This is a genomic window from Microbacterium sp. PI-SA-G, from assembly GCF_057215335.1.
In genome coordinates this window covers 3384282-3396801 of sequence record NZ_CM170103.1, presented here as the reverse complement: position 1 = coordinate 3396801, position 12520 = coordinate 3384282, and the positions used below count along the sequence as shown (strand labels likewise).

The window sequence follows — 12520 nt, the reverse complement described above, 5'->3', positions numbered from 1 at the left end:
GCCGCCTGCTCGGTCACTGCCTGCTCGTCAACTGCGGTGTCCACCGTCGTTCCAATCCGTCGCTCACGCGATCAACATCGTCTTGTGTGCCGAAGATTTCGAAGCGATACAAGTGCGGCACGTGGCACTTGCGGCTGATGATGTCTCCGGCCAGCCCGAAGGACTCGCCGAAGTTCGTGTTGCCCGCGGAGATAACACCGCGGATGTTGCTCCGATTGCGTTCGTCGTTGAGGAATCGGATGACCTGCTTGGGCACCGCTCCTCGTTCGACGCCGCGCCCCTCACCCCCGCCGTAGGTGGGGGTGATCAGGACGAACGGCTCGTCGATGACGAGATCTGCGTCGTGTCGTTGGAGAGGAATACGTCGGGCCGGCAGGCCCAGCTTCTCGATGAAGCGTGCCGTGTTTCCGGAGACGCTCGAGAAGTAGACCAGGAGCGGCGCTGCAGTAGCCACGGCGCTCATGTCGCAGGTCAGGCCAGGCGGGTGGCCAGCTCGTTGATCTTGTCGGGACGGAAGCCCGACCAGTGGTCCTCGTCGGTGACGACGACCGGCGCCTGCATGTAGCCCAGCGCCTTGACCTGCTCGAGGGCCGTGGGGTCCTCCGACAGGTCGTGGATCTCGTACTCGATGCCCTTGGCGTCAAGCGCGCGGTAGGTGGCGTTGCACTGAACGCAGGACGGCTTGGTGTAGACCGTGATCGACATCTGATCCCCTCAAATCTGTGGTTTTCCCGGCGGACCGCCGCCGGGAGTTCAATACTACATATAGGGACGGACATTGGGTGCGACCACTAGGGCTAGTAGTTACATCCGTGTAGTTTTCCACCGCTCTCCCCATAGACAACACAGGTTCTCCACCGTTTCTTCCACAGGCTGACACCCCTCTGAAGAGGTCGTGAGGCCCGAGAAATCGCGGCTCGAAACCATCGGGAGACGATCCATCCACAGGGGTGACGCTACGACCCCCCTCCGACATTCGGATGCCTGTGGAAACTGCCCCTCGGCGTGTCGTCGGCGTGTCGCCTCCTGGTCGCTCGCGCGCCCCTTCTGGACCCCGTTCGATCCTCACCCCGCGGGCCGGTACCGTTGTCTGGTGGCGGGATATCGGGACCTTCTTGGCACGCCCGGAGTGGCGCGCATGATCGCGGCTCAGCTGACCGCGCGCTTCCCCAACGGGATGTCCTCTCTGGCGATCCTGCTGCACGTCGAACAGCAGACCGGGTCCTACGGCTACGCCGGTCTCGTCCTCGCTGCGACAAGCGTCGGTCAGGCGATCGCCGGCCCGGTCACCAGTCGCTGGATGGGCATGTGGGGCATGCGGCGGGTACTGACCCTGACGCTCGCGGTCTGCGTGGTCTCGGTGATCGCGCTCGCCCTCCTCCCCCTCACCGTGCCCGGGTACATGATCCTGGGCATGATCGCCGGCCTGTCGACGCCGCCGATCCAGGCCGCGGTGCGCACCATCTATCCCAAGCTCGTCAACTCCACCCAGCTCACGCCGCTGTTCTCCCTCGACGCATCGCTGCAGGAGATCATCTGGGTCCTGGCGCCGGTGGTCATCACGCTGGTGTCGACGCAGGTCGGCACGACCGAGGGACTGCTCCTGGTCGCGGTCATCCTGGTCGGCGGCGGCGCGTGGTTCATCCTCTCGCCCGAGGTGGGCCGCGTGCGCATCCCCCGCAGCCGCAGCTCGTTCGGCACCGTGGTGCTCAAGCCCCCGGTGATGCTGGCGACCGTGGTCGGGTTCCTGCTGATCGGCGCCTGCTCGGCGGTCGAGGTCGGCGTGGTGGCGAGCTTCGAGCACGGCAGTCTCACCGCCGGGCTGGTGCTCGCGGTCTTCGCGCTCGGCAGCCTCGCCGGCGGCCTGGCCTTCGGGCACATCCCGATCGGCCCCTGGGCGATGGCCCGACGACTGCTGATCGTCACGGTGGGCCTGGCCCTGACGATGGTCATGCTCAACGTCTTCTGGCTCGGCGGCACCCTGATCCTGGCGGGCATCGGCATCGCCCCCGCGCTGGCGGTGCTCTTCGCGATCACCTCCGCCAGCGTCAAGTTCAGCGAGACCGCCGAAGCGTTCGGCTGGGCGGGCACCGGTCAGCTCATCGGCGCGGCGGCGGGCTCCGCGGTCGCGGGCTTCCTGGTCGACGCCGGCGACTGGCGCGGCGCCTACCTCGCGGCGACCGTGTTCGCCGCCGCAGGTCTTCTCGTCTCGATCGTGTTCGTCCGGTCCTTCCCCGATCTGCGTCATCGCGACGCGAGTCCTCATCCCGACACCGAACCCCTGGCGGTCACACCTTCATGAGCTCCTCCGCACCCTTGACGACCTCGACTTCGCCCGCGGCCCCCGAGGTGGTCTGCGTCGGCGAGTCCATGGCGCTGATCACCCCCACCGGCGCGCGTCTGGCCGACGCCGAGACGGCGGCGATCAGCCTCGCGGGCGCCGAGGCGAACGTAGCGGTCGGACTCGCGCTGTCCGGACACAGCGCCGCCTGGGCGTCGCGCCTCGGCGCCGATCCGCTCGGCGACCGCATCGCCGACGAGATGCACCTCCGCGGGGTCGAGCTGTGGGTAGAGCGCGATACGGATGCTCCCACCGGCGTCATGTTCAAGGACCCTGGGGTCGAGTCGTCGGCCGTCTACTACTACCGACGCGGGTCTGCCGCGTCGCGAATGGATGCCGGATTCCTGCCGGCCGAGCGCCTGGCCGGTGTACGCATCGTGCACACGACCGGCATCACCCCCGCTCTCTCGCCCACGTGTCTGCAGATGGTCGACGGCCTCTTCGCCGCCGCCCGTGCCGCGGGAGCGCTGGTCTCGTTCGACGTGAACGACCGTCGCGCGCTGTGGAGTGAGCAAGAGGCCGCACACACGCTCGCGCGTCTCGCCGACGCCGCCGACATCGCCTTCGTGGGTCGCGACGAGGCCGAGCGCATCTGGGGAACGCCGACGCCCGCCGAGATCCGCGCCCTGCTTCCGCACTGCGCTCTGCTCGTGGTGAAGGACGGCGATGTGGGTGCCACCGCGTTCGCCGGCGACGACGCCCCGGTGTTCGTGCCGGCGCCCGTGGTCGAGGTCGTCGAACCGGTGGGCGCGGGCGACGCGTTCGCCTCGGGCTTCCTGGCCGCGACACTCGAGGGCGACGATCTGGCCGCACGGCTGAGCGCCGGGCACGCCGCCGCGCGCCGCGTGCTGATGATCGCCGCCGACCTGCCGCCGCTGACCGCGCGCGTCTGACCTCGCGTCTGACCCCATCCGTCCGGTCGTAGGCTGGGTCCATGCCTGCTCCGCTCACGCTGCCCCGCCTCTCGTGGGGCGACCCCTCGGCCCCTCGTCGTGCGCTCCTCGTGCACGGGCTCGGCTCCTCGGGCGCGTTGATGTGGCGCATCGGCGGCGCCCTCGCGGCCGATGGATGGCATGCGACGGCCGTCGATCTGCGCGGCCACGGCGACGCCCCGCGCGCGACGGACTACTCGGTCGCAGCCTTCGCCGCGGATCTCGCGGCGACGCGCCCTGATGGCGGCGGCGCGTGGGATGCGGTGATCGGACACTCTCTCGGAGGAGCGTCGAGCACGGTGGCCGCCGCATCCGACTCCGAGTGGGCGCAGCGCCTCGTGCTGATCGACCCGGCCATCTTCGTCTCGGGCCGTGACGCGAGCATCGTGCGCGCGAGCCAGGAGCGCGCGTTCGCCGACACCCGCCTCGCGGTCGTGCAAGAGGAGCATCCGCACTGGCACCCGCAGGATCAGGAGCTCAAGGTCGACGCCGTTCTGCGCGCGAGCGCGTGGGCCGTGGAGCAGACGAGTGCGCAGAACCAGCCGTGGGACGTGCGGGCTGCGGCGCAGGCGCTGACGGTGCCCACGCACGTGATCGCCGCGGACCCCGAGGTGTACAGCATCTTCACCGGCGACCTCGCCGACGAGGTGCTCGCGGCGAATCCGCTGATCACGATGTCGGTCGTCGAGGGTGCCGGGCATTCAGTGCACCGCGACAAGCCCGAGGAATCGCTTCGTCAGCTGCGGGAGGCACTCGCATGAGCGCCTTCGACCCCACCGTGTTCCTGCCCGACGATCTGCTCGACCGCATCCGCGAGCGCGCGCCGCAGCACGACCGCGAGAACACCTTCCCCCAGCAGGATCTCGACGAACTGCGTGCGGCAGGGTATCTGTCGATCCTCGTTCCCAGCGAGCGGGGCGGGGCCGGTCTCGGCCTCGCCGAGGCGGCGATCCTGCAGCAGCGACTGGCCACAGCCGCCCCGGCGACGGCACTCGCGATCAACATGCACCTGGTGTGGACCGGCGTCGCGAAGGTCTTCTCGGACCGCGGCGTGCCCGGGCTCGAGTTCGTGCAGGACGGCGCCGTCGCCGGCGAGGTCTTCGCCTTCGGCATCAGCGAGGCGGGCAACGACCTCGTGCTGTTCGGCAGTGACACCGACGCCACTCCCCTGCCCGACGGCGGCTACTCCTTCACCGGCACGAAGATCTTCACCTCGCTCGCCCCCGTGTGGACCCGGCTCGGGCTGCACGGACTCGACACGACCAGTGCAGATGCTCCGAAACTCGTCTTCGCGTTCGTGGAGCGCACCGACGCGGTCACGACCTCCGACGACTGGGACACGCTGGGCATGCGCGGCACGCAGAGTCGCACGACCCGACTCGCGGGTGCCGTCGCGGCGCCGGCGCACGTGGTCCGCCGCATCGATGCCGGACCTACGCCCGACCCGATCGTGTTCGGCATCTTCAGCGTGTTCGAGATCCTGCTCGCATCGGTCTACACCGGCATCGCCCGCCGAGCGCTCGACCTCGCGGTGCAGACCGCGGCCACGCGGCGGTCGAAGAAGACCGGTGCCGCGTACAGCCAGGACCCCGACATCCGGTGGCGCATCGCCGACATGGCGCTCGCGTACGACGCGCTCCCCCGCAGATCGCCGCACTCGCCCACGACGTCGACGGCCGCACCGACCACGGCGCCCGCTGGTTCTCGCTGCTCTCCGGCGTCAAGCACCGGGCGATCACGATGGCCAAGCACGTCGTCGATCAGGCGATGCTCGTCGCCGGGGGCGGCTCGTACTTCTCGAGCAACGAACTCTCTCGGCTGTACCGCGATGTGCTCGCCGGAGCGTTCCACCCCTCCGATCCGGAGTCCGCACACTCCACCGCGGCGAGCGCCTGGCTCGGACCGGTCGAATCCTGATCGCATCGAGCAGCGGTTCCCGTGCGCCTTTCCTGTCGATTCCGCAGGTCTGACCCGCCCGGGACGCGGATTCGGTTGCCGACCGGCCGTCTCGGTGCGAGGATCGCACCATGAGCGTGACGAAGAAGCATCCCTCGCTGGATGCCGTCTCCAAGACCATCATCGAGCTCCTGCAGGAGGACGGCCGTCGCTCCTACTCCGACATCGGTCGGGTCGTCGGGCTCAGCGAGGCCGCCGTGCGTCAGCGCGTGCAGCGGCTCACGGACTCGGGCGTGATGCAGATCGTCGCGGTGACGGATCCGATGCAGCTGGGGTTCCACCGTCAGGCGATGATCGGCATCCGCACCTCGGGCGATTCGCGCGTGGTGGCTGAGGCGATCGCCGAGATCGCCGCCATCGACTACGTCGTGATCACGGTCGGCACCTACGACATCCTCGCGGAGGTCGTGTGCGAGGACGACGCCGACCTGCTCGCGCTCATCAACGACGTCATCCGCCCGATCGACGGCGTCCTGTCGACCGAGACGTTCATCTACGCCAAGCTCCAGAAGCAGCTCTACAACTGGGGCACGCGATGAGCCGGACTCGCTGACGGCCGACGCCCGGCGGTCAGATCAGGAAGCCGCGCAGCAGCGCTTCGGATCCTGCCAGATGATCGCGCATCGCGGCTTCGGCCGCATCTGGCCGCCCGGCGAGGATCGCCGAGACGATGCGCTCGTGCTGCTCCCCCGAGTGCTGGATGTTGCGCGGCATCAAAGGGAAGGCGTCGAGCCAGGCGTTGACGCCCGCACGGTTCTCGGCCACGAGTGCGACCAGGGAGGAGATGCCCGCCGCCTCGGCGATGGCCAGGTGGAAGAGTGTGTCAAGCCGACGGTATTCGTCGGGTCCCGCCGGCAGCGCGGCCTCGTGCCGCGCCCACAGGTCAGCGCGGGTCGTCGCATCGAGCGTCCGACTCGCGGCGGCATGCGCGGCTCCCGACTCCAGCACCCGGCGCAGGCCCAACAGATCCTCGAGCTCGGAGGCCGTGACCGTCTCGGCCTTCATCGGATGCGGCAGCGGATCGGCCACGAAGGTGCCGCCGTATCGCCCCCGACGCGCCTGCAGGTAGTCAGCGTCGGCCAGCTCACGGATCGCTTCGCGGACGGTGTCGCGACTGACTCCGAACGAGGCGGCGAGCTCGCGCTCGGGCGGCAGGGACTCGCCCGGCGCGACCACCCCGAGCCGGATGGTCTGCACCAGGCGGGCCACGGTGTCTTCGAGCGCGTTGCCCCGGCGCAACGGCCGATAGACCGCGCGACGCACCTCGACGAGGTCGCTGTCGACGGGGTGCTCGCTCATGTCTTCACTGTGTCACAGCGAGGCGGGGTGCTCTCACAGCGGGGTGACGTAGGCGTTGGTGATGCCGCCGTCGACCACGAACGCGCTCGCGGTGATGAAGGACGAGTCGTCCGACGCCAGGAACGCCACGGCGGCGGCGAGCTCCTCGGGCTCGGCGAAGCGCCCCATCGGCACGTGCACGAGTCGGCGCTGCGCTCGCTCGGGGTCCGCGGCGAAGAGATCCCGCAGCAGCGGCGTGTTCACCGGCCCGGGGCAGAGCGCGTTCACGCGGATGCCCTGCCGCGCGAACTGCACGCCGAGCTCGCGTGACATCGCCAGCACCCCGCCCTTTGATGCCGTGTAGCTGATCTGCGAGGTCGCCGATCCCAGCAGCGCCACGAACGACGCCGTGTTGATGATTGACCCGCGCCCAGCCGGGACCATGTGCCGCAGCGCCGCGCGGCTGCAGAGATACACGCTCTTGAGGTTCACGTCTTGCACGCGGTCCCACGCGGGCAGCTCGGTCGTCTCGATCGAGTCGTCGTCGGCCGGCGAGATGCCCGCGTTGTTGAAGGCGATGTCGATGCGCCCGAACTCCTCGGCCACGCCGTCGAAGAGCGCGTTCACGGTCGCCTCGTCCGCGACGTCGACCGGACGGAACACGCCGCCGACCTGCGCGGCCGCCGCCTCTCCTGCGGTCGGGTCGACGTCGGCGATGACGACGAAGGCGCCCTCTGCCGCGAAGCGCTGGGCGGTCGCGAAGCCGATGCCGCTCGCGCCGCCGGTGATGATCGCGACACGATCGCGGAGACGCTGGGTCAGGTCGATGCTCATGGATTCCTCCGGATAGGGGTCGTGCTCAGTGCTCGTCGATGGCGAAGAAGACGTTCTTGGTCTCGGTGAAGTGCTCGGCGGCGTCGGGTCCGAGTTCGCGACCGAGGCCCGAGGCCTTCATGCCGCCGAACGGGGTCGCGTAGCGCACCGACGAGTGCGAGTTCACCGAGAGCACGCCGCTGCGGACTCCGCGTGCCACGCGCACCGCGCGGCCGAGGTTCTCCGTCCACAGCGAGCCCGCGAGACCGTACGCCGTGTCGTTCGCCAGCCGCACGGCATCCGCCTCGTCCTCGAACGGCAGCACCGCCACCACCGGGCCGAACACCTCTTGCTGGGCGATCCGGTCCGCGGGGTCGGCGCGGACGACGGTCGGTGCGAACCAGAACCCGTCGCCGTCCGGGGCGCTGCCACGGAAGGCGATGTCGGCGCCGTCGAGGAACTCCGAGACCGTGTCGCGGTGACGCGCCGAGATCAGCGGCCCCATGTCTGTGTCGTCGCGCGACGGGTCGCCGACGCGCCAGGCGGCGACCGCCGGCTCCAGGAGCTCGAGGAAGCGGTCGTACACCGAACGCTGCACGAGCAGACGGCTGCGCGCGCAGCAGTCCTGCCCAGCGTTGTCGAACACCGAGCCGGGCACGGCCGCGGCCGCCCGCTCGAGGTCGGCGTCCGCGAACACGATGTTCGCGCTCTTTCCTCCGAGCTCCAGCGTCACCGGCTTCAGCGCCCGGGCACAGCCGGCGGCGACCTCGATCCCCACCTCGGTGGATCCGGTGAAGACGACCTTGCGCACGTCCGGATGATCGACGAGCCGCTGCCCGACGACCGATCCCGACCCGGTGACGACCTCGAACAGCCCCTCCGGCAGACCCGCTTCCAGCCCCAGCTCGCCCAGTCGGATCGCCGTCAGCGGGGTGAGCTCGGCCGGTTTCAGAACCACCGCGTTGCCCGCGGCGAGCGCCGGCGCGAACGCCCACGACGCGATCGTCATGGGGAAGTTCCACGGCACGATCACCCCGACCACGCCGTAAGGGTCGTGGAAGGTCACATCCAACCCGCCGGCCACCGGAATCTGTCGGCCGGACAGCCGCTCCGGGTCGGCGGAGTAGTAGTTGAGCACCTGCGCGACGTGACCGGCCTCCCACCGTGCCGAGGTGATCGGGTGCCCGGAGTTCAGCACTTCCAGCTGGGCGAGCTCCTCGGCCGCCCCCTCGACGGCCCGGGCGAAGGCCCGCAGGGCGTCGGCGCGTGCCACGGGCGCGAGCGCCGCCCACCGGCGCTGCGCCGCGACAGCGCGGGCGATCGCGGCATCCGTCTCCTCCACGCCGGCGCGCGAGACGTCGCGCACCGCGGTGCCCGTCGACGGATTGATCACGGTGAACGCGCTCATGCGCTGCCTTCCTTCCGACCCGCGACGAACGCGCGCGCCTGTCTGACGAGATCCTCGAAGAGGCGCCGGTCCTCGGCGTTCTCCTCCGGATGCCACTGGATGCCGACCACATGCCCGTGCTCGGTGTCGACGAACGCCTGCACCAGGCCGTCATCGGAATGTGCGGCCGGGGTCAGCCCCTCTCCGAGCCGATCGATGCCCTGGTGGTGGTAGCTGTGCACCTCGACCGCTCCGTCTCCGAGCACTTCGGCGAGCAGGGTGTCTCCGGCCACGTCGACGCGGTTCTGGGCGAAGACGCCGCCGCCGAGGCGATACCGTTCGGTCCCGAGCGAGTCCGGGAGGTGCTGCTGCAGTGTGCCGCCGCGGGCCACGTTCACGAGCTGGAGTCCGCGGCAGATCGCGAGCACGGGCATACGCCGACGCTCGGCCGCGCGGAACAGTGCGAGCTCCCACGCGTCACGATCGACGCGTGCCGGATCGGTCGACGGATGCCGCTCGGCGCCGTACAGCTCGGGTGCCACATCCGCCCCGCCCGACAGCACCAGCGCGTCGAGGCCGGCGATCGCGGCATCCGCTCCCGCCGCGTCCTGAGGGGGCAGCAGCAGTGCGATCCCTCCGGCCGCGGTCACCCCGGTCAGGTACTGCTCAGGAAGGAACGCCGCCCGCACATCCCACACCCCCTGACGTGCTGGCTCGAGATAGGTGGTGACGCCGATCAGCGGCGTGCGCTCAGAGCCGCTCGAAGCCACGGACGCGCTCCCAGTCGGTGACGGCCGCGTCGTACGCCTCGAGCTCGATGCGGGCCTGGTTCAGGTAGTGCTCGACGACATCGTCGCCGAACGCCTCGCGCGCGATCGTCGACGCCCGGAACAGCTCGGCCGCCTCGCGGAGCGTCGTGGGCAGATGATCGACGCCGGCCTCGTAGGCGTTGCCGGTGAAGCGTTCGGGCAGCGGAAGCTCGTGCTCGACCCCGTACAGTCCGCCGGCGATGATCGCCGAGATGCCGAGGTACGGGTTCACGTCTCCCCCGGGCACCCGGTTCTCGACGCGCAGGCCCGATCCGCTGCCGATCACGCGCAGCGCGCAGGTGCGGTTGTCGATCCCCCAGGCGACGCCGGTCGGCGCGAAGCTTCCGTTCGCGAACCGCTTGTACGAGTTGATGTTCGGCGCGTACAGCAGCGTGAACTCGCGCAGAGTGGCCAGGATGCCGGCGATCCAGTGCTCCATGACCGGACTGAAGCCGTGCTCGCCGTCGCCCGCCATCACCGGCGTCCCGTCATCGGCGCGCAGCGAGAGGTGGATGTGGCAGCTGTTGCCCTCGCGTTCATTGAACTTCGCCATGAACGTCAGCGACTGACCGTGATTCGCGGCGATCTCCTTCGCCCCGTTCTTGTAGATCGCGTGCTGATCGGCGGTCTCGCGCACCTCCGCGTAGCGGAACGCGATCTCCTGCTGACCGAGGTTGCACTCGCCCTTGACGCCCTCGCAGTACATGCCGGCGCCGTCCATGCTGAGGCGGATGTCACGCAGCAGCGGCTCCATGCGCGTCGAGGCGAGCAGGTTGTAGTCGACGTTGTAGTCGGTCGCGGGAGTGAGCCCCTCGTACTTGCGAGCCCACGCGTCGCGGAAGGTGTTCTCGAAGACGATGAACTCGAGCTCGGTGCCCGCGAACGCCGTCCATCCGCGTTCCGCCAGTCGGTCTCGCTGCCGGTCGAGGATCGCACGTGGCGACGGCCCGACGGGTTCGCCGTTCTGCCACACGAGATCCGCCATGACCAGCACGCTGCCCTCGATCCACGGGATGCGCCGCAGGGTCTCGGCGTCGGGCCGCAGTACCATGTCGCCGTATCCGCGGTTCCAGCCCGACATCGCGTATCCGTCGACCGTGTTCATGTCGACGTCGACCGAGAGCAGGTAGTCGCAGGCCTCGGCGCCGTGATGGAGGATGTCCTCCTGGAACAGTCGCGCGGAGACGCGCTTTCCGACCAGTCGTCCCTGCGCATCGGCGAACGCCACGATGACCGTGTCGATCTCACCGGCGGCGATGCCGGCGTCCAGCTGCTCGATGCTGAGGTTTCCCGACATCTTCGGCTCCCGTCGTCGTGGCGAGGCGATCGACCGACCGGCTCCGGCACCAGAGTAGATCACCACGAGGTTTAAAGGTAGACGAAACCACCATTGACTGTCACAATCATCCGCAAGGTGCACCCGGCGCCTGTGCGCGAGCGAGTGGAGAGCGGATGTCTGAGCAGAACAGCGGTTCCCGCAAGGTTGGCGGAGCGACCTATACACGTGCCGGCACCGACTACTTCGACAAGCGCACGCTGAAGCGCTCCGCCGGAGTGTGGGGGCTCTGGGGCCTCGCGGTCGCCGCGGTCATCTCGGGCGACTTCTCGGGCTGGAACTTTGGGATCGACTTCGCCGGGTTCGGCGGCATGCTGATCGCCTTCGCGATCCTCGTCGTCATGTACTACGGCATGATCTTCGCGATCGGCGAGATGGCCGCGATGATGCCGCACACGGGCGGCGCCTACTCGTTCGCACGATCCGCGATGGGCCCCTGGGGAGGCCTCGTCACCGGCGCCGCCGAGACCATCGAGTACGTCGCCACCACGGCGGTGATCGTCTACTTCTCCGCGTCGTATGCGAACGGCATCACCAGCGAGCTGCTCGGCCTCGAGCTGCCGGGGTGGGTCTGGTATCTGATCCTCTACGTCGTCTTCATCGCACTGAACTCCGCGGGAGCGGCGATCTCGTTCCGCTTCGCCATCGTCGTCTCGATCATCTCGATCGGCATCATCCTGGTGTTCTCGCTGATGGCGCTGTTCTCCGGCGCGTTCAGCTGGGACGCCCTGTGGGACATCGTCCCCGACGAGGGCCAGACCGCATTCCTGCCGCACGGCGTCCTGCCGATCCTCTTCGCCCTCCCCTTTGCGATGTGGTTCTTCCTGGGCATTGAAGAGCTGCCTCTCGCCGCTGAGGAGTCGCACAACCCGACCCGTGACATCCCCAAGGCCGGCTTCTGGGCTCGCGGCACCCTCATCGTGACCGGACTCCTGGTGCTGTTCCTCAACACCGGCGTGATCGGCGCCGAGGCCACGGGCGTTGCGGGAGAGCCGCTGCTCGACGGCTTCCGTGCCATCGTCGGCGACCAGCTCGCGGCCGTGCTGGCGCTGTTCGCGCTGATCGGCCTGCTCGCGTCGCTGCAGGGCATCATGTTCGCCTACGGACGCAACATGTACTCGCTCTCGCGGGCCGGCTACTATCCGCGATTCCTCTCGCTCACCGGAAAGCGGCAGACGCCCTGGGTCGCGCTGGCCGTCGGCGCCGCGATCGGCTTCGTCGCCCTCATCGTGCTCGATGTGCTGGCGGCCGTCGACGCCGAAGGAGCCGGAACCGTCGCCGGGGCGATCGTGCTGAACATCGCCGTCTGGGGCGCGGTGCTCGCATACGGCCTGCAGCTGGTGTCGTTCATGATCCTGCGCCGGAAGTACCCGAACGCCGATCGGCCCTACCGCAGCCCGTGGGGTGTTCCGGGAGCTGCCGTCGCGCTGGTCATCGCCGCCCTCATCTTCGTCGGATTCCTGCTCAACCCCACGTTCGGGCCGGCGATCATCGCGATCGCGATCGTCTACGTGGTCATTCTGCTCGGGTTCGCGCTGTTCTTCCGGCACCGCCTGGTGCTCTCGCCCGAAGAGGAGTACGCGCTGTCGGGCGGCACGCACGGCGACCCGCAGGCCGAGGGGTACGACGCCATGGAGGGCGAGGTCTTCGGCGGCGGCCGCTGACCCG

Annotated in this window: 12 protein-coding genes and 1 pseudogene; 6 read left to right on the top strand and 7 right to left on the bottom strand. The window is 69.3% G+C overall.

What is annotated here, in order from left to right; genetic code table 11:
- Window positions 1-13: 13 nt before the first annotated feature.
- Together nrdI and nrdH are read right to left on the bottom strand one after the other, a co-directional pair.
- Window positions 14-463, bottom strand: a complete 450-nt coding sequence (gene nrdI / locus AC2D10_RS16780) for a class Ib ribonucleoside-diphosphate reductase assembly flavoprotein NrdI (RefSeq protein ID WP_484709260.1) — start codon at window positions 461-463, stop codon at window positions 14-16.
- 8 nt (window positions 464-471) lie between these two features.
- The gene (gene nrdH, locus AC2D10_RS16775; protein WP_045279611.1) at window positions 472-705 is read right to left on the bottom strand and encodes a glutaredoxin-like protein NrdH; all 234 of its coding nucleotides are present in this window, start codon (window positions 703-705) and stop codon (window positions 472-474) included.
- Between the two features lie 388 nt (window positions 706-1093).
- Between nrdH and AC2D10_RS16770 the strand changes: the two genes are divergently transcribed.
- The 5 genes and pseudogenes from AC2D10_RS16770 (at window position 1094) to AC2D10_RS16750 (ending at window position 5768) form a co-directional block, all read left to right on the top strand.
- On the top strand, window positions 1094-2302 hold the full coding sequence (locus tag AC2D10_RS16770) for an MFS transporter (RefSeq protein ID WP_484709259.1): 1209 nt from the start codon (window positions 1094-1096) through the stop codon (window positions 2300-2302).
- 14 nt (window positions 2303-2316) lie between these two features.
- Entirely contained in the window at window positions 2317-3234 is a 918-nt protein-coding gene (locus AC2D10_RS16765; RefSeq protein ID WP_484709258.1) for a sugar kinase, read from the top strand.
- Window positions 3235-3275: 41 nt separating this feature from the next.
- Window positions 3276-4034, top strand: a complete 759-nt coding sequence (locus tag AC2D10_RS16760) for an alpha/beta fold hydrolase (protein ID WP_484709257.1) — start codon at window positions 3276-3278, stop codon at window positions 4032-4034.
- Window positions 4031-5190: pseudogene (locus AC2D10_RS16755) on the top strand (acyl-CoA dehydrogenase family protein). The gene AC2D10_RS16760 and the pseudogene AC2D10_RS16755 overlap by 4 nt, the downstream one beginning before the upstream one ends.
- Before the next feature lie 110 nt (window positions 5191-5300).
- A complete protein-coding gene (locus tag AC2D10_RS16750) occupies window positions 5301-5768 on the top strand; it encodes an Lrp/AsnC family transcriptional regulator (protein ID WP_484709256.1) in 468 nt (155 codons plus the stop codon).
- 31 nt (window positions 5769-5799) lie between these two features.
- Here the strand turns inward: AC2D10_RS16750 and AC2D10_RS16745 are convergent, their stop codons facing one another.
- From AC2D10_RS16745 to AC2D10_RS16725, 5 genes are read right to left on the bottom strand one after another with little or no spacing between them, the layout of a single operon-like run.
- Window positions 5800-6528, bottom strand: a complete 729-nt coding sequence (locus tag AC2D10_RS16745) for a FadR/GntR family transcriptional regulator (protein ID WP_484709255.1) — start codon at window positions 6526-6528, stop codon at window positions 5800-5802.
- 33 nt (window positions 6529-6561) lie between these two features.
- The gene (locus AC2D10_RS16740; RefSeq protein ID WP_484709254.1) at window positions 6562-7341 is read right to left on the bottom strand and encodes a 3-oxoacyl-ACP reductase; all 780 of its coding nucleotides are present in this window, start codon (window positions 7339-7341) and stop codon (window positions 6562-6564) included.
- A 25-nt stretch (window positions 7342-7366) separates the two neighbouring features.
- On the bottom strand, window positions 7367-8728 hold the full coding sequence (locus AC2D10_RS16735; RefSeq protein ID WP_484709253.1) for an aldehyde dehydrogenase family protein: 1362 nt from the start codon (window positions 8726-8728) through the stop codon (window positions 7367-7369).
- Window positions 8725-9477, bottom strand: coding sequence for a gamma-glutamyl-gamma-aminobutyrate hydrolase family protein (locus AC2D10_RS16730; protein ID WP_484709252.1), 753 nt, complete (start codon window positions 9475-9477; stop codon window positions 8725-8727). The genes AC2D10_RS16735 and AC2D10_RS16730 overlap by 4 nt, the downstream gene beginning before the upstream one ends.
- On the bottom strand, window positions 9458-10813 hold the full coding sequence (locus AC2D10_RS16725; protein ID WP_484711863.1) for a glutamine synthetase family protein: 1356 nt from the start codon (window positions 10811-10813) through the stop codon (window positions 9458-9460). Before AC2D10_RS16725 ends, AC2D10_RS16730 begins: the two co-directional genes overlap by 20 nt.
- A 155-nt stretch (window positions 10814-10968) precedes the next feature.
- Here AC2D10_RS16725 and AC2D10_RS16720 point away from each other — a divergent pair, with 155 nt between their 5' ends.
- Complete coding sequence (locus AC2D10_RS16720) at window positions 10969-12516, top strand: amino acid permease (protein WP_484709250.1); 1548 nt, start codon at window positions 10969-10971, stop codon at window positions 12514-12516.
- Window positions 12517-12520 lie beyond the last annotated feature (4 nt).